The 15,253-nt window shown below is 67.9% G+C and carries 17 protein-coding genes and 2 tRNA genes; 7 read left to right on the forward strand and 12 right to left on the reverse strand.

Annotation, left to right across the window (positions count from 1 at the left end):
* Positions 1 to 498: 498 nt before the first annotated feature.
* From ASF43_RS31670 to ASF43_RS10970, 8 genes are all read right to left on the reverse strand, one after another.
* Positions 499 to 1,368 carry a PEP-CTERM sorting domain-containing protein gene (locus tag ASF43_RS31670; protein ID WP_235578215.1) on the reverse strand — a complete coding sequence of 290 codons (870 nt, stop codon included), beginning with the start codon at positions 1,366 to 1,368 and terminating at the stop codon, positions 499 to 501.
* 487 nt (positions 1,369 to 1,855) lie between these two features.
* Positions 1,856 to 1,932, reverse strand: a tRNA-Arg gene (locus ASF43_RS10940).
* A gap of 141 nt (positions 1,933 to 2,073) precedes the next feature.
* On the reverse strand, positions 2,074 to 2,595 hold the full coding sequence (locus ASF43_RS10945; protein ID WP_056180369.1) for an OmpA family protein: 522 nt from the start codon (positions 2,593 to 2,595) through the stop codon (positions 2,074 to 2,076).
* Positions 2,596 to 2,727: 132 nt separating this feature from the next.
* A complete protein-coding gene (locus tag ASF43_RS10950; protein WP_082497780.1) occupies positions 2,728 to 4,722 on the reverse strand; it encodes a family 2A encapsulin nanocompartment cargo protein cysteine desulfurase in 1,995 nt (664 codons plus the stop codon).
* Positions 4,723 to 4,734: 12 nt separating this feature from the next.
* A complete protein-coding gene (locus ASF43_RS10955; protein WP_056180372.1) occupies positions 4,735 to 5,673 on the reverse strand; it encodes a family 2A encapsulin nanocompartment shell protein in 939 nt (312 codons plus the stop codon).
* Between the two features lie 60 nt (positions 5,674 to 5,733).
* Positions 5,734 to 6,006 carry a helix-turn-helix transcriptional regulator gene (locus ASF43_RS10960; RefSeq protein ID WP_056180374.1) on the reverse strand — a complete coding sequence of 91 codons (273 nt, stop codon included), beginning with the start codon at positions 6,004 to 6,006 and terminating at the stop codon, positions 5,734 to 5,736.
* A 3-nt stretch (positions 6,007 to 6,009) separates the two neighbouring features.
* A complete protein-coding gene (gene epsC / locus ASF43_RS10965) occupies positions 6,010 to 6,927 on the reverse strand; it encodes a serine O-acetyltransferase EpsC (RefSeq protein WP_056180377.1) in 918 nt (305 codons plus the stop codon).
* Positions 6,928 to 6,994: 67 nt separating this feature from the next.
* Complete coding sequence (locus ASF43_RS10970) at positions 6,995 to 7,474, reverse strand: rhodanese-like domain-containing protein (RefSeq protein ID WP_056180380.1); 480 nt, start codon at positions 7,472 to 7,474, stop codon at positions 6,995 to 6,997.
* Positions 7,475 to 7,645: 171 nt separating this feature from the next.
* Between ASF43_RS10970 and ASF43_RS30690 the strand changes: the two genes are divergently transcribed.
* Together ASF43_RS30690 and ASF43_RS30695 are read left to right on the forward strand one after the other, a co-directional pair.
* Complete coding sequence (locus ASF43_RS30690; protein WP_156373277.1) at positions 7,646 to 8,644, forward strand: tripartite tricarboxylate transporter substrate binding protein; 999 nt, start codon at positions 7,646 to 7,648, stop codon at positions 8,642 to 8,644.
* Positions 8,645 to 8,653: 9 nt separating this feature from the next.
* Complete coding sequence (locus ASF43_RS30695) at positions 8,654 to 9,373, forward strand: IclR family transcriptional regulator (RefSeq protein WP_156373278.1); 720 nt, start codon at positions 8,654 to 8,656, stop codon at positions 9,371 to 9,373.
* Positions 9,374 to 9,487: 114 nt separating this feature from the next.
* Here the strand turns inward: ASF43_RS30695 and ASF43_RS10980 are convergent, their stop codons facing one another.
* From ASF43_RS10980 to ASF43_RS10995, 4 genes are all read right to left on the reverse strand, one after another.
* Positions 9,488 to 9,850: a hypothetical protein gene (locus ASF43_RS10980; RefSeq protein WP_056180477.1), complete on the reverse strand. Its 363-nt coding sequence runs from the start codon at positions 9,848 to 9,850 to the stop codon at positions 9,488 to 9,490.
* A gap of 8 nt (positions 9,851 to 9,858) precedes the next feature.
* Entirely contained in the window at positions 9,859 to 10,083 is a 225-nt protein-coding gene (locus ASF43_RS10985) for a hypothetical protein (RefSeq protein WP_056180381.1), read from the reverse strand.
* A gap of 175 nt (positions 10,084 to 10,258) precedes the next feature.
* On the reverse strand, positions 10,259 to 10,831 hold the full coding sequence (locus tag ASF43_RS10990; RefSeq protein WP_056180384.1) for a spore coat U domain-containing protein: 573 nt from the start codon (positions 10,829 to 10,831) through the stop codon (positions 10,259 to 10,261).
* A gap of 205 nt (positions 10,832 to 11,036) precedes the next feature.
* Positions 11,037 to 11,113, reverse strand: a tRNA-Pro gene (locus tag ASF43_RS10995).
* 63 nt (positions 11,114 to 11,176) lie between these two features.
* On the opposite strand from ASF43_RS10995, the gene ASF43_RS11000 reads away from it, so the two are divergent.
* From ASF43_RS11000 to ASF43_RS11020, 5 genes are all read left to right on the forward strand, one after another.
* Positions 11,177 to 11,572, forward strand: a complete 396-nt coding sequence (locus ASF43_RS11000) for a DUF488 domain-containing protein (RefSeq protein WP_056180389.1) — start codon at positions 11,177 to 11,179, stop codon at positions 11,570 to 11,572.
* Between the two features lie 34 nt (positions 11,573 to 11,606).
* Positions 11,607 to 12,749, forward strand: coding sequence for an HPP family protein (locus ASF43_RS11005; protein ID WP_056180391.1), 1,143 nt, complete (start codon positions 11,607 to 11,609; stop codon positions 12,747 to 12,749).
* Positions 12,750 to 12,869: 120 nt separating this feature from the next.
* A complete protein-coding gene (locus ASF43_RS11010; protein ID WP_056180394.1) occupies positions 12,870 to 13,337 on the forward strand; it encodes a flavodoxin domain-containing protein in 468 nt (155 codons plus the stop codon).
* 83 nt (positions 13,338 to 13,420) lie between these two features.
* Positions 13,421 to 14,614 carry an ABC transporter substrate-binding protein gene (locus ASF43_RS11015; protein WP_056180397.1) on the forward strand — a complete coding sequence of 398 codons (1,194 nt, stop codon included), beginning with the start codon at positions 13,421 to 13,423 and terminating at the stop codon, positions 14,612 to 14,614.
* Between the two features lie 3 nt (positions 14,615 to 14,617).
* The gene (locus ASF43_RS11020) at positions 14,618 to 15,244 is read left to right on the forward strand and encodes a LysE family translocator (protein ID WP_056180400.1); all 627 of its coding nucleotides are present in this window, start codon (positions 14,618 to 14,620) and stop codon (positions 15,242 to 15,244) included.
* Positions 15,245 to 15,253: the final 9 nt, after the last annotated feature.

Consider the following 15,253-nt stretch of genomic DNA (forward strand, 5'->3'; position numbering starts at 1 on the left):
GTGCCGCTGCGCGCCGGTGCCGACGGCCATAAACGGCACCCGACCAAAGGGCAGCCCACCTGAGGTGAGGCGGCACGCGCGGCCTGCGGCGGCGGCATCAAGCTGAGCCGCCACGGTCGCCACGCGACCGGGTCGCAACGATCGCGGCCCTCACCTGCCTTGCTGCAGTCCAGACGCCCCATGCCCTACTACAGCGTGAGCCGAAAGGCGGAGGCAGATGGCGAGCACTTGGTACACGCACGAGGTTGCGCCCACTACCCGAACGAGCTGAACGCCCAGGGCCTGGGCTGGCACGTGTACTGCAGCACCGCCGTCAAGGCGGCAGCCGAATTCTTCCTGCAGGTGAACGGCTGTGAGGTGTGTTGCTGGCCTTGCCACAAAGAGCACGGGCACAGCTAGGAAGCCGGCTTAGGGCCGGATTGACCGCCCTCCATCCAATACCCGATCGACGACGAAAAACCCGGCCGGAGCCGGGTTTGTATCGACCGTCAAGACGAATCAGGCTTTCTTGCGGCGGCGTGATGCTGCGAGGCCAGCCAGGCCCAGGCCGATCAGGGCCAAGGAGGCCGGCTCAGGCACCTCGACAATCGGCGGCAGGCCGAGGCCCACGAAGCCATAGCCGTAGGCGGGACCGAAGCCGCCACCGGCGAGTGCACTGTCGCCCGTGGTGAACGAATAAGCTTCCACGCCGACGGAGCCCAGCGCCGACAGCAGGCCGCCGCTGGTTTCGCTTGCGCCAATGTATGTATCGAAGTTGGCACTGGCGCCAGCGGCCAAGTCGCCGAAACCAAACACGAAGTACCCGCCGAGATCGCCCCGCTGGTTCACCACGTTCGTGTCGGCGTCCCTGCTGCGCAAGACCATGGGGTTTGGCTCAGCGAACGGGTCCGTCGACGTGTGCAGCACCTTGCCGCCGGGGCCCGTGGGCGTACCGCCGTAGACAGTGGTGTAGTTGCTTTCGTAGAAGCCTGGCGTCACATCCCAATCCAGGGTGCGGGCATAGCGCACATCCGTCAGCAGACCGGTGGTGCTGTTCTTCAATTCGACGTTCACCTTGAACAGCGTGCCACCCGCAGCGGCGCTGTACGTCTGGGTCACTTGCAGCCCGTTGCTCAGCGTCACGATCGACTGTGCCGACAGGCCCAATCCGCTGGACTGCAAGGTCGTCAATGCAGCGGTCATGATGCCGGACGTGCCCGTCGCACCGTAGGTGTAGTTGCCGACGCCGTTCGCGGCGGCACCCCAACCTTCGCACAGGCAGCCAGGCGTGATCGCGTCGCCGGTTGGGCCGACGAAGCCGACACCATCGGCGCCCAGGGAGCCGTCGTCCTTGACGCCCATGCGGACCATCCCAGTGTCCAGGGTCATGGGTGCGGCCCAAGAGGCCGTCATGCTCAGGCCGAGAGTGGCGCTGGCAAAAATACTCAACAAAGTGCTTTTCACGATATTCGTCCTGGTTAGGTTCAGCGGCAGACACGCTCTGCCGCAACGAACATCTAGCAACACTTGTACCAACATGTGTACTTGTTTTAAATCAATAGGTTAGGGACTAATTGGTGTGATTTCTGACAGGGTTATGTAACCTTTTCTGACAACTTTTGTAACGATCGTCCTACGCGCGGTGGGCGTGCGACAACGCAAGGTACAGGCCCGCCTGACGTGATTCGAGCGCCCGAGCGTGGGTCAACTAGAGAGCCGAGGGCGTGTGGTGCGCGTGCGTGTCCGCAAGCGCCCGGGGGCACTGTGGCGTCTGCGTCAGGTTAGGTTCGCGGGCGTTGCCGACGCGCATGGCAGGCAGGCAGCCATGCGCGGCTGGCTGGTGGCGTGCCGCCGTCAAGCGTCGTGCAATCTGGGATGGCCTGCCCGGAGGGGATCGAACCCCCGACCCACAGCTTAGAAGGCTGTTGCTCTATCCAACTGAGCTACGGGCAGAAAAAGAGGGCCTGGTGCCCCCTGCTGCCGCGTGGCGGCCGGGGCATTGTATCGGCGCCACCTCGCGCGCAATGGCGGCGTCCAGGCAGCAAAAAGGCTGGGGATTGCCCAGCCTCGAGTACGGCGCGGTGTTCGGCCCGGTCAGTCGACGACGCGCAGCTCCACGCGGCGGGCTTCCTGTTCGGTGCCGGAGCCCGTCGTGACTTCCGGCTTGCGCAGCGCCACACGCGAGCCTGCGATCCCGGCAGCCAGCAGGGCGGTACGGGTCGACATGGCACGCTGCTTGGCCAGCTCGGCGTTGATCGCGGCGTCGCCCGTCGAGTCATGGAAGCCCGACAACACAATCTTGCGCGCCGGCGCAGCGGCCAGCGCCTGCACGGCCTTGTCGATCTCGGCGGCGGCGCCAGCCGGCAATGCGGATTGCGCGGTCTCGAAATACAACGTGCCCGCCAGGTCGCCCGCCAGAGGGCCTTCGATCAGTACGATCTCTTCGACGACGGTGGTCGTCACGACGGCGGTGGGCGGCGTAGCAGCATCGGCCGCCACACCGCGCAACTGGCGCACGACAACGCCGCTCAACACGCTGATGATCAACAGCGTGACGACACCGAAGGTGATCCAAAGGCCCACGCGTGTGGTGTCGTCGTTGTCTTCCTGGTACATGCTCGAAATCCTTGTTGCAATGGTGTTGGCTGGCGCAGCAGCGCGCAGCCGGCGATTCTAGCCAGCAGCACCCAAGCCAAAGGCCGGTCGACAGCCGCTGCCGCCCACCGGCAGTGCTGGATGCTCGCCGCTTCAGCCTGCGCGCCGCTGGCTTGCCAGCCTGCGCACTACGGCCACCAGACGGTCGATTTCCTCGAAGGTGTTGTAGAACGCCAGCGAGGGCCGCACGGTGGTCTCCACGCCGAAGCGGCGCAGGATGGGCTGGGCGCAGTGGTGGCCTGTGCGCACCGCGATACCTTCGTCGTTCAGGGCGTGGCCGACCTCTTCGGTCGTGTAGCCATTCAGCACGAACGACATCACGCTGGCCTTGTCATCAGCAGTGCCGATCAGCCGCAGGCCCGGGATCTGCCGTAGCTGCGCCACGCCGTACACCAGCAGCTCGTGCTCGTAGCGCGCGATGTTCTCGATGCCGACCTTGTTCACGTAGTCGATCGCCGCGCCCAGTCCCACCGCGTCGGCGATGTTGCCGGTGCCGGCCTCGAACTTGTTCGGGATCGGCTGGAACACGGTCTTCTCGAACGTGACGTCGGCAATCATGTTGCCGCCGCCCTGCCAGGGTGGCATGTCTTCGAGCACCTCGCGCTTGCCCCAGACCACACCGATGCCGGTGGGGCCGAACACCTTGTGGCCCGAGAACACGAAGAAGTCGGCACCGATGTCCTGCACGTCCACGCGCATGTGCGAGACCGACTGCGCACCGTCGACCAGCGCCTTGGCGCCGGCGCGGTGGGCAAGCTCCACGATCTCCTTGACCGGCACCACGGTGCCGAGCGCGTTGGAGACCTGGGTCACAGCCACGATCTTGGTGCGGTCGTTCAGCAGCTTCCTGTACTCGTCCAGCAGCACCTGGCCCGAATCGTCGACCGGGATCACGCGCAGCCTGGCACCCTTGGCAGACGCCAGCTGCTGCCACGGCACGATGTTGGCGTGGTGCTCCAGGTTGGAGACGACGATCTCGTCGCCCTCGCCCACATGCTGGCCGCCCCAGCTCTTGGCGACCAGGTTGATGGCTTCGGTGGTGCCGCGCACGAAGATGACCTCGTTCACGTCCGGCGCATTGATGAAGGCTTTCACGCGCTGGCGCGCGCCTTCGTACGCATCGGTGGCACGCGCTGCCAGCTCATGCGCCGCACGGTGGATGTTCGAGTTCTCGTGCTCGTAGAAGTATGAAATCCGGTCGATCACCGATTGCGGCTTGTGCGTGGTGGCCGCGTTGTCGAACCACACCAGCTGCCGGCCGTTGACACGCTCCTGCAGGATGGGGAAGTCGCGGCGGACCGCATTCACGTCGAAAGCCGGATGGCGGCCCTGGTCGGCCTGCGGCGCTGCGCCGTTGGGCGCGGGCTTGGCAGGCGTCACATAGCCGCTGGGCAGCACCACGGCGTCGACAAAGTAGAACTTCGGTTCGGTCGATAGTGTGGTCTGTGACACACCGGCCGCCGTGTTCGGGCTGGCGACGCGCGGCACGGCGGGCTGCGCAAACGGCAGGTGGGCCAGGCTGTCGAGCGAGTCGGCTACCGGTGCGGGCCGTGCGTCTGTGCCAGCGCCGCCGGGGGACGGCACGCCATGGCCTGGGCTCAGGAAGTAGAACGGCGCAGCGCCGGCGACCGGGTGCGTCGCGGCCTGGTGCGCGCCGGCACCGCTGGCCTCCGGCACGCCCACTACGGCGCCACCGAAGCGCGGCTCATAGGCCGGCAGCGCGGTGACCACGGTTTCGGGCACGCCATAGCCGGCCTGCGCGTGCGGCAGCAGCGCGGGTGCGCGGTGCACCAGCGAGGCCAGCGGCGTCGGCGATGCGGGCAGCAGATTGCCGCCAGGCACGACACCTTGCGGCAGCGGCGTGCCGGGCACCGACGGGCCGAAGCCAGCCGGGCTGGCCAGCGGCGAGCCGCCGGGCGCGATGTTCACGGGCGCCTGCACGCCGATCGGCGCGCCGAACTGGCCCGGGATGGGCACGGTGGACGCAGGCGAGCCCGGCAGGGCCGCGAACATGGCGTTGGCCATGCGCGCAAGCACCGCGGGATCGATCGGCGCCTCCGGCCCTGTGGGCAGAGAAGCTTGGGTCATGTGACGCGCTGCTTACTTGTAGGTGTCCAGCACCGAATAGTCGTGGTAGCGGTTGATCTCCACGTCGTCCAGCACGGCCAGTGCGTCGCTGGTCAGCACGGCCAGCGAGCAGTACTGCGAGATCAGGTACGAGGCGATGGCGTGGTTGTTGATGCCCATGAAGCGCACCGACAGGCCAGGGCCCTGCTCACCCGTCAGGCCAGGCTGGAAAAGGCCGACCACGCCCTGGCGCTTGTCGCCCACACGCAGCAGGATGAACTTGCTCTTGCCGTCGGCCACCGGCACCTTGTTCGACGGAATCAAAGGGATGCCGCGCCAGGTGATGAACTGCGAGCCGAACAGGCTCACGGTGGGCGGCGGCGTGCCGCGGCGCGTGGCTTCGCGGCCGAAGGCGGCAATCGCGAGCGGGTGGGCCAGGAAGAAGGCCGGCTCCTTCCAGACCTTGGTCAGCAGCTCGTCCAAGTCGTCGGGCGTGGGCGGGCCTGACAGCGGGAAGATGCGCTGCTCGTCCGTGACCTGGGCCAGCAGGCCGTAGTCGGGGTTGTTGATGAGCTCGCTTTCCTGGTTTTCCTTGATTGTCTCGATCGTCAGGCGCAGCTGCTCCTTGATCTGGTCGTGCGGGCTGCTGTAGAGGTCTGAGATGCGGGTGTGCACGTCCAGCACGGTGCTGACGGCGTTCAGGAAGTATTCGCGCGGATGCTCTTCGTAGTCGACCCAGGTGCGCGGCAGCTGGTTTTCGCTTTCCTTGGCGGTGCACACGACCTTGATGTCGCCCGGGTTCTTCACCTTGTTCAAGCGGTAGATGCCCGCCTCTACCGGCACCCACTGCAGCAGATGCGTGAGCCAGCGCGGCGTAATCGTTTCCAGCTGGGGAACGGTCTTGGTGGCATTGGCCAACTGACGTGCTGCGCTGTCGCCCAGGGCGGTGGTGCCGCCTACGGTTGCTGTCATTCGAACTCCAAAGGGTCTGAGAAAAACTGGCGGCCAGTGTCTGGCGCCGATGGTGATGTTTCAACCGGCTATAGCCGCCAACTGCAGGCCGCGGGCCTGGCGCTGTTTGCCAATCTGCGCGCTGCGCGCCAGCAGGCCGGCGGCGTCCAGTTCGAGCGCCGACGCCAGCTTCTGCACGGTGACGATGGACACGATGACCTGCCCGCGCTCGATCTCGCCGACGTAGGAGCGGTTCAGGCCCGACAAGGCGGCCAGTTGCTCCTGCGACCAGCCGCGTTGCTCACGCAGCTGACGTACCGAGATGCCGAAATGCTCGACCAGTGCCGTCGGCATGGCTCACCGCACCAACGCCGGATGCGGCGTGTTCTGCAGGCTGGCCTGCGTGACATTGGCGCCAGCCGGTACGCTGTCGGTAATCCAGACATTGCCGCCGATCACCGCACCCGCGCCGATGGTCACGCGGCCCAGGATGGTCGCGCCGGCATAGATCACCACGTCATCCTCGACGATGGGGTGGCGCGGCAGCCCCTTTTGCAGGAAGCCTTCGGCATCCGTCGGGAAGCGCTTGGCGCCCAGCGTCACGGCCTGGTAGATGCGCACGCGCTGGCCGATCACGGCTGTCTCGCCGATCACGACACCCGTGCCGTGGTCGATGAAGACGCCCGCGCCGATCTGCGCGCCGGGGTGCAGGTCGATGCCGGTCTGCCCATGCGCCAGCTCGGCCACGATGCGCGCCAGCAGTGGCAGGCCCAGGCGGTACAGGCTGTGGGCCAGCCGGTGGTGGATCATGGACAGCACGCCGGGGTAGCACAGCAGCACCTCGTCCACGCTGCCGGCCGCCGGGTCGCCATGGAAGGCGGCCAGCACATCGCTGTCCAGCAGGCGGCGCGTGACCGGCAGGCTGGCGGCGAAGGACTGCACGGCCTGCGTAGCGCGCTGCGTGATCTCGGCTTCGGCCAGCGGCTCGTGGCGGTGGCTGTAGTGCAGCTCCAGCCGGGCTTGCGCCAGCAAGGCGTGCAAGGCGGTGTCCAGCGTGTGGGCGACGTAGTAGTCCTCGCTCTCCACCCGCAACTCGGGCGGCCCCAGGCGCATGGGGAATAGTGCCCCCTTGAGGTCTTCGACCACCGCGGCAAGGGCATCGCGCGACGGGAACTCGCGCCCGCCGGGCTCGCGCGAGCGCCTCTGCGCAGCACGCCATTCATCGCGCACATCGTGGAGCGCGCGCGCGATCTCTGCGACTTCGAACTGGGCCATTCTTTTCCTTGTTGTGGTGGCGGACTGCAATGCCCTGGCGCCTGGCCGCCGGCCGGGGCGTCGTGGGTCAGTCCTGCGTCCAGGGCAGGCCGTGGAAGCGCCAGCCATCGGCATGGCCGCGCTGGCCGCTGGCGTCGATCTCGCCTTCGAAACCTTCGAGCACGTTGTAAACGTTCGTGAAGCCGGCCTTGGCTGCTGCCTCGGCGGCCAGCACCGAGCGCTTGCCGCTGCGGCACAGCAGCAGCACGGTGGCGTCCTTGCCGCCCACCTTGGCCAGCTTGGCCTCCAGCTCACGCACGAAGCGCGGGTTGCGCGTCAGCGCCGTGCCGGTGGCCCAGGCCACATGCTGGCTACCGGGCACCTGGCCCACGAATTTCAGCTCCTCTGCCGAACGGACATCGACGAGCTGGGCCTCACCGGTCTGCACCAGCTGCCAGGCCTGCCGCGGCGGCACGCCACCGGCATAGGACAGGCCCTGCTCCGCAGCCTGTGCACGGGCGTGCTCCAGCGCTTTGGGCAGGACAATTTCGGCGAGATCGGAAGACATGCGGGCTCCTGAGGTTCTTCTGGATGGGGAATGGGTGGCACTTTAGGGCGGCCCATCCAAATACCAAACGATTAAAAAATCGTTTCCTAACAACCGATCGGACTAAGGGGGTTGCGGGGCGCACGTGAGCGTGGACGCGATGCCCGCGGCAACAAAAGGATTGGAGACAACATGCAGAACTTCTTGAGCCGCACGCGCCGCACGCCGTGCCAGGCGCTGTCGGCCGCCGCGGCTTGCGCAGTGTTGGCATCGCCTGCGCTAGCCCAGCAGCCGGGCAGCGACCGCGCGCTGAAACTCATCGTGCACTATGCCCCGGGCGGCGTGACGGATCAGCTGGCCCGCTTGGTGGCCGGCAGCATGGCCCGCCAGCTCGGCCAGCCCGTGGTGGTGGAGAACAAGCCCGGCGCCAACACCATCATCGCGGTCGATGCGCTGATGCGCGAGCCGGCCGATGGCAACACCCTGCTGATGGGTGCGGGCTCCACCATGGTGCTGAACCCGCTGCTGATCAAGAAGCTCTCCTACCAGCCCCGGCGCGACCTGCGCATGCTGTCGGTGGTGGTCGACACGCCCGTGATCATGGTCGTGCCCAGCGCACTGGCGCCGAACACCGTGGACGAATTCCGCCGCCATGCGCTGGCGCACCCGAACGCGGTGAACTACGCCTCGGTCGGGGTCGGCGGATCGCTGCACCTGGCCGGCGAGCTGTTCGCGCAGAACGCCGGCGTGCAGATGACGCACGTGGCTTACAAGGGCAGCGTGCCGGACGTGACCGACCTGATCGGCGGCCAGGTGCAGCTCATGTTCGACGCGCCGGCCACCAGCCTGCCGCAGATCAAGGCCGGCAAGCTCAAGGCGCTGGCTGTGACCACACGCGAGCGCATGCCGCTGCTGCCCGACGTGCCCACCGTGGCCGAGACACTGCCCGGCTACGACGCTGCGCTGTGGTTCGGCGTGATCGTGCGCGAGGACACGCCGCCGGCTGCCGCCGCGCGGCTGAAGGCCGCGGTCGAACAGGCGCTGCTGGACCCGGCCCTGCGCCAGGCCATGCAAGCCCAGGGGAACATCGTGCGCAAGCCGCAAACGCGCGAGGAGATCGACGCCTTCCTGGCGCGCGAGGAGGCGCAATGGGCCGCGCTGATCAAGGCCGGCAACATCACGCTGGAATGAGGCCTGGAGTTGCTCACAGCCTTCAAGCCCAAGGACGGCGCGCTGGGCAACCGCGAGCTCGCCGAGCGCACCGGCATGCCGGCCGCCACCGTCTCACGCCTGGCCCACACGCTGGTGCAGCTGGGCTACCTGCGCTACGACGCGCGGCACGAAACATACGACCTGGGCGGCAGCACTCTGGCACTGGGCCATCTGGCGCTGGCCCGGTTGGACCTGCGCCGAGTCGCGATCGAACCCATGCAGCAGCTGGCCCAGCAGTCCAACGCCAACGTGGGCCTGGGCATGCAGGAGCGCCTGAGCATGCTGTACGCCGAGACCTGTGAAGGCCCCGGACCGGTGGGGCTGCGGCTGTTTCCGGGCACGCGCATCCCGATCGCCACCAGCGCCATGGGCCGGCCCTACCTGGCCGGCCTGGCCGAGCCCGCGCGCGAGACCTTGCTGGCCGAACTGGCCGCCCAGCACGGCCGCGACTGGCCGCAGCTGCGCCGCGGCATCGACCAGGCGGCACGCGAGATCGCCGAGCTGGGCTTTTGCTGCTCCCTCGGCGACTGGCAGGCCGACATCCATGGCGTGGCCGTGCCGCTGGTGGAGCCCGGCGGCGCGCGCGTGCACGCGTTCAACCTGGGCGGCCCTGCCTACCTGCTGCCAGCCAAGGCCATGCGCACGCAACACGGCCCGCGCCTGCTGGCCATGCGCGACGCCATCCGGCGACGCCTCCTGGGCGCCTAGACGGCGGCCAGGGCCCGTCAAGGCCGGCCTGAGGCCGTCAACGTTGTCGTGGCGCGTGAACGGATGCAGCGGATCGAGGAAGCGCGCCCCGCCCTCCAGGGCGCAGCGCGTGGTTCACACCGTGTCGGGTTCGAGGAATTCAAGCCGGTTGCCGGCCGGGTCGTGCACGTAAAAGCGCAGGTAGCCCGGCAGCGGCAGGTGTTCCTCCAGCTTCAGCGACGCGTCGAGCAGGCGGCGGCGCAAGCCGGGCAGGCCCTGCACCTCGAACGACAGCTGCGTGAGACCGGCCGGCCGCTCGGGTGGCGGGTCCGTGGCCACCAGGTCGACCCGCTGGCCGCGCGCGGCGAAGCGCAACACGGGCTCGGTGGGTTGTGGCATCAGCGTGAGCCCCAGCAGCTCGCCATAGAAATGCTGCACTTCGCGCTGCAGCGCGGGCGGGTAGCTCAGCTGCACGCGGTTGATGGCGTAGACGTCCATGGCCGTGCTCACCACGAATACGCAAAGCTGGGGCCGGCCGGCCGCAAGGCCAGGGCCGCAGCGGTGCGCAGCCGGGTCCGCCGCGGCACGTAGCCGTAGGCGGCGCGACGCGCCAGGGCCTGGGCCGAGCGCGGCGTCAGACGCCAGGCGCGCGCGGTAATGGCCAAGATCTGCGCGACCTGCGTTTGGAACGCCTGGGGGGAATCGAGGTTCGGGGTGGCGGCATCTGCCATGGAAGCTCCGGCGGAAGGTTCAGACCGCAGCGGGTGCTGCCAGTCGGTCGGCGCCATTGTGTTGGCCGCGCGCGCAAACGCGAACGAACGATTCGTCAGAACCTTATGCCGCCAGGCGCATCGACTTGCCCCGTGCCTTCCCGTGGCGCTGGAGGCATGGCGTCCAGCCGGGGTCTCACCAGCTCAGAGTGACCTGGAGGACGTCGGTGTAGGTGCCGGCAGGCATGGCGGCGGCGCTGGTCTTGTTGATGCGGCCGAAGATCGGCAGCGCGAGTGCAACGCCGGTCCCAGGCAGCGCCACGCCGACCATGCTGGCGTTGGCTGCATAGGGCGCGGTCAAGCCCGGATCGCTGTAGACCTCGTAAGGCAGGTAGGCGCCGTTGCTGAGCTTCATGGCGCGGCTGCCAGTGCCCACCGCGGTGCCCTGCCCCGGGTTGTTGCCTGCATTCACGCTGACCGACATCGACGCCACGTCGGGCGAGCAGACGATCTGGGTCGGGCCCGCACCGCCACCGCCGCTCGCGGTGGCCACGAGCACGCCGGTGAACGTCGACGGTTGCGCGCCGAAATCGAGCGTGCCGAAACTAGCGCCCGAGCCGCCCGTGCCTGAGGCGCCGGACACCATGCAGCCACCCTGGAGCGTCATCTGTGCAAGGAGTTGGCCGGACGTGTTGCCGGACGCAGCACCGTGAGTGGCGATCAGCGAAACGAAGGAAAGAGCGAGAGCGATCTTGTGAATCTTGCGCATGTCGGATGGGGCTGCCGCGCCGTGGTACGGGTGGCGCTCCCATGGGCGTTTGGTGAAGCCCACGATTATCCGACGCCCGGCGCAGTCCGGGGGGTGCGAACACACTCCCAGTCGCCCACGATTTCACGCTTTGAGGAGCGCATCGATGGCGCCGGCCCATGAAAAAAGCCGGCAGGTACAGGTCCTGCCGGCTCGGTTCGATTCGTGGTCGGAGCGATAGGATTCGAACCTACGACCCTCTGGTCCCAAACCAGATGCGCTACCAGACTGCGCTACGCTCCGAAGCCCGCCATTCTAACCCGGGGAAATGAAGCGCCCCCAATTCAGAACAAAAAGGAGAGCACCATGGCATTGCGAGTCGTACGTCTCGGAACGCCGCGCGCGGTGGACGAAGGCCTGCGCATCGGCACGGTTCGGCGCCCGCCACGCGGCGTGCCCAAGACCGCCTTTGCGGAGCAGGACTGGTACGACTGCTGGTACCCCAATCTCGCGCCCAGCGCCGAAGCCATGGCACTGGGCCAGGCCGCCCAGGCGTCCGGCACCGAGAAGGACTGGGGCCGCTTCCGCAGGAAGTACCTGGCCGAGATGAGCCTGCCCGATCCCAGCCGCAGCCTGGACCTGCTCGCCGCGCTGTCGCACGGCGCCAACCTGTCGGTGGGCTGCTATTGCGAGGATGCGTCGCGCTGCCACCGCTCCCTGCTGCGCGAGCTGCTGGCCCAGCGCGGTGCCAATCTGGCCTGATCGATACCTCATAGATTGATATGATCCGGCGCGCATGAATCTGCCCGACCTGCCCGCCTGGATGCGCGCCGCCGCCGCGGGCGGGCTGGTCGCAGGGGGTCGGGTCAGCCGCACCGAAGTGCTGCGCGCCGCTGCCGGCAGCGCCATCGGCATCCTCGTGGCGGCACTGGTCGGACGGTGGTTGGCACCTGACCTGCCCGGCACGGCATTGATCGCGCCGCTGGGGGCCACTGCCGTGCTGGTGTTTGCCGTGCCCTCCAGCCCGCTCGCCCAGCCCTGGCCGGCCATCATGGGCAACACCGTGTCCGCCCTGGTGGGCGTGGCCTGCGCGCGCCTGTTCGGCGACACCGCCCTGGCCGCGCCGTTGGCCGTCGGCCTGGCGATCGCCACGATGTTCTTGTTGCGCTGCCTGCACCCACCCGGCGGCGCCTCGGCATTGCTCGCGGTGCTGAGCCATTCCGAGCCCGGCTTCGCGTTGCATCCCGTGTTCATCGACACGCTGGTCATCGTGCTGGCAGGCGTGGCCTACCACCGGCTGAGCGGCCGCCGCTACCCGCATGCGTTGCAGCCGCCCAAGCCTGCGCCGCCGGGCCGGTCGGCTCGCTTCAGCAGCGATGACCTGGATGCCGCACTGGCCCATTACGACCAGGTGCTGGACATCAGCCGCGACGACCTGGAGCAGTTGCTGCACTACGCCGAGTCGGCCGCTTACGAGCGCACGCTCGGCGACCTGCGTTGCCGCGACGTCATGTCGCCCGAGCCGCTGACGGTGCAGTTCGGCACCGCGCTGAGCGAGGCCTGGCAGCAGATGCGCACGCGGCACGTCAAGGCCCTGCCCGTGACCGACAAGGCCAGGCGCATCGTCGGCATCGTGACCGTGGCCGACTTCATGAAACATGCCGACATCGAGCCCATCGACGGCCTGGGTGCCCGTCTGAAGGACTTCATCCGCGCCAGCGGCCTTACGACCGGCGACAAGCCCGAGGTGGTCGGCCAGATCATGACGCGCGAGGTGCGCGTCGCCACCGCCGACCGCTTCATCGCCGAACTGCTGCCGCTGATCTCCGAGGCTGGCCACCACCACATCCCGGTGCTGGACGAAGAGCGCCGCGTGGTCGGCATCATCACGCAGTCGGACCTGATCCGCGCGCTCTACCGTACCGTCAAGCCCGGCTGAGCCAGCGGCGTGCCACCCAAGGGTTTGCGCGAGGGTCGAGCCGTCTTGCGCGGCGTCGATGCCGCAATATACTGCCTGTCACTGCGCAAACACGCAATTTAATGCATCAACGGAGCATGCATGAAACTGAAGATTCTGGTCGGCACCGTGACCAACACCGCTGAGTACGTTGCCCAGGCCATCGAGATGGACTGCGCCGATCTGGTCGACGAAATCGAGGTCGTGATGATGGACGGGCTGTCCATCGATGCGTTTGCGGAAGATGCACTTTATCTCCTGTGCACGTCGACCTATGGCGCGGGCGACGTGCCCGACAACGCGCAGGCCTTGTACGCCTCGCTGGACGACGCACCGCGCTATCTCGGCCATGTGCGCTACGGCGTGATCGCGCTGGGCGACGCGGGTTCGCACGGCGCCACCTTCGCGTTCGGTGGCCGCAAGTTCGACGAACGCCTCGAATGCCTGGGCGCCAGGCGCATCGGCGACATCTTCACGCACGACGCCAGCGACGGCAGCGTGGCCGAAGAGGTCGCGACCGCCTGGTGCCGCGCCTGGCTGCCGACCGCGCTGGCGCAGATGCCCGCGTGAGCCTCGGGAAAGTCATAGGCGCCGGGCCACCGGCGATGCGATAGATTCTTTAGACCTAAACGATTGACCACGGAGAGACCTTCATGAGCCCCACACGCCGACTCGTCCTGTCCCGCAGCGCCGCCCTGGTCGGCGCCGCCTCGTCCGGCCTGCTGCTGCCGCAGTTGGCACGTGCCCAGGGCGCCAAGGTGCGCGTGGGCTTCATGCTGCCGTACACCGGCACCTTCGCGCAGCTCGGCGTGGCGATCGAGAACGGCGTGCGCATGGCGATCGCCGAGCAAGGCGGCAAGCTGGGCGGGCGTGAGATCGAGTGGTTCAAGGTCGATGACGAGTCCGAGCCGGCCAAGGGCATCGAGAACGCCAACAAGCTGGTGCAGCGCGACAAGGTCGACGTGCTGATCGGCACCGTGCATTCCGGCGTGCAGATGGGCATCCAGAAGGTTGCGCGCGACAGCGGCGTGCTGACGCTGATCCCGAACGCCGGCGTGCATGCCGCCACGCGCGCGCTGTGCGCGCCCAACGTGTTCCGGGCCAGCTTCACCAACTCGCAGCCTACCCTGGCGCTGGGCCAGGCCATGGTCGCCAAGGGCCACAAGCGCGCTGTGTGGATCACCTGGAAGTACGCGGCCGGCGACGAGGCCTACGAGGGCTTCAAGGACAGCTACACCAAGGCCGGCGGCACCATCGTGAAGGAACTGGGCCTGCCCTTCCCCAACGTGGAGTTCCAGGCACTGCTGACCGAGATCGCCTCGCTCAAGCCTGACGCCGTGGCCTGCTTCTTCGCCGGTGGCGGCGCGGCCAAGTTCATCCGCGACTACGCGGCCGCGGGCCTGAAGGACAAGATTCCGCTGTACGGCTCGGGCTTCCTGACCGAGGGCGTGCTGGACGCCGCCGGCCCCGCCGCCGACGGCATCATCACGACCATGCACTACAGCGACTCGCTGGACACGCCGCGCAACAAGCAGTTCCGGCTCGACTACGTGAAGATGTTCCGCAGCCAGCCCGACGTCTACGCCGTGCAGGGCTACGACACCGGCCTGCTGCTGGCCCAGGGCGCCAAGGCCGTCAATGGCGACCTCACGGGCAACAAGCCCGCGCTGTACAAGGCGCTGGAGTCGGCCACCATCGACAGCCCGCGCGGCAAATGGACCATGAGCAAGGCGCACAACCCGGTGCAGGACATCTACCTGCGCCGGGTCGAGAACAAGGAGAACAAGGTCATCGGCATCGCCGCCAAGGCGCTGTCAGATTCCGGTGCCGGCTGCAAGATGGGCTGACTGGTGAGCCTCTCCACCTACCTGCTCTACGTCGCAGCGGTCGCGCTGCTGATCGTGACGCCGGGCCCCACCATGCTGATGTGCATGACCAACGCGCTGAACCACGGCGCGCGCCCGGCCATGACCTCGGTGGCCGGCTCGGTCAGCGCCGTGCTGTGCGTGATGCTGCTGTCGGCCATGGGCCTGGGCGCCCTGCTCGCCACGTCCGAGACCGCCTTCACCGTGGCCAAGACGCTGGGCGCCGCCTACCTGATCTGGCTCGGCATCAAGACCCTGCGCAGCGCAGCGCCGGCCCTGGACGTGGCCGCTGCGCCGCACGCAAAGCCGGGCCGCTCGTTCTACCTGCAAGGCTTCCTGGTCGGCGCGAGCAACCCCAAGGCCGTGCTGTTCTTCGCGGCGTTCTTCCCGCAGTTCCTGGACCCTGCCGCGCCCATGGCGCCGCAGTTCGCCATCCTCGCGCTGACCTTCATGGCCTTCGAGTTCGGCGTGCTGACGGCCTGCGCGCTGGGCGTGTCGCGCCTGGCACCGCTGCTGCGCCGCAGCGGGCCGGCGCGCTGGATCAACCGCGTCTGCGGCGGCCTCTTCACGCTGATGGGCGGCCTCTTGCTGCTCACGCGACGCAGCGCCTGACCCGAGCCG

Source organism: Pseudorhodoferax sp. Leaf267 (assembly GCF_001422405.1).
GTDB lineage: Bacteria > Pseudomonadota > Gammaproteobacteria > Burkholderiales > Burkholderiaceae_C > Pseudorhodoferax.

What these genes read in the sequence shown, in the direction of transcription:
- ASF43_RS31670 (WP_235578215.1), bottom strand. Translation starts at nt 1,368, where the DNA reads ATGACCCTGGACACTGGGATGGTCCGCATGGGCGTCAAGGACGACGGC.
- ASF43_RS10945 (WP_056180369.1), bottom strand. Translation starts at nt 2,595, where the DNA reads ATGTACCAGGAAGACAACGACGACACCACACGCGTGGGCCTTTGGATC.
- ASF43_RS10950 (WP_082497780.1), bottom strand. Translation starts at nt 4,722, where the DNA reads ATGACCCAAGCTTCTCTGCCCACAGGGCCGGAGGCGCCGATCGATCCC.
- ASF43_RS10955 (WP_056180372.1), bottom strand. Translation starts at nt 5,673, where the DNA reads ATGACAGCAACCGTAGGCGGCACCACCGCCCTGGGCGACAGCGCAGCA.
- ASF43_RS10960 (WP_056180374.1), bottom strand. Translation starts at nt 6,006, where the DNA reads ATGCCGACGGCACTGGTCGAGCATTTCGGCATCTCGGTACGTCAGCTG.
- epsC (WP_056180377.1), bottom strand. Translation starts at nt 6,927, where the DNA reads ATGGCCCAGTTCGAAGTCGCAGAGATCGCGCGCGCGCTCCACGATGTG.
- ASF43_RS10970 (WP_056180380.1), bottom strand. Translation starts at nt 7,474, where the DNA reads ATGTCTTCCGATCTCGCCGAAATTGTCCTGCCCAAAGCGCTGGAGCAC.
- ASF43_RS30690 (WP_156373277.1), top strand. Translation starts at nt 7,646, where the DNA reads ATGCAGAACTTCTTGAGCCGCACGCGCCGCACGCCGTGCCAGGCGCTG.
- ASF43_RS10980 (WP_056180477.1), bottom strand. Translation starts at nt 9,850, where the DNA reads ATGGACGTCTACGCCATCAACCGCGTGCAGCTGAGCTACCCGCCCGCG.
- ASF43_RS10985 (WP_056180381.1), bottom strand. Translation starts at nt 10,083, where the DNA reads ATGGCAGATGCCGCCACCCCGAACCTCGATTCCCCCCAGGCGTTCCAA.
- ASF43_RS10990 (WP_056180384.1), bottom strand. Translation starts at nt 10,831, where the DNA reads ATGCGCAAGATTCACAAGATCGCTCTCGCTCTTTCCTTCGTTTCGCTG.
- ASF43_RS11000 (WP_056180389.1), top strand. Translation starts at nt 11,177, where the DNA reads ATGGCATTGCGAGTCGTACGTCTCGGAACGCCGCGCGCGGTGGACGAA.
- ASF43_RS11005 (WP_056180391.1), top strand. Translation starts at nt 11,607, where the DNA reads ATGAATCTGCCCGACCTGCCCGCCTGGATGCGCGCCGCCGCCGCGGGC.
- ASF43_RS11010 (WP_056180394.1), top strand. Translation starts at nt 12,870, where the DNA reads ATGAAACTGAAGATTCTGGTCGGCACCGTGACCAACACCGCTGAGTAC.
- ASF43_RS11015 (WP_056180397.1), top strand. Translation starts at nt 13,421, where the DNA reads ATGAGCCCCACACGCCGACTCGTCCTGTCCCGCAGCGCCGCCCTGGTC.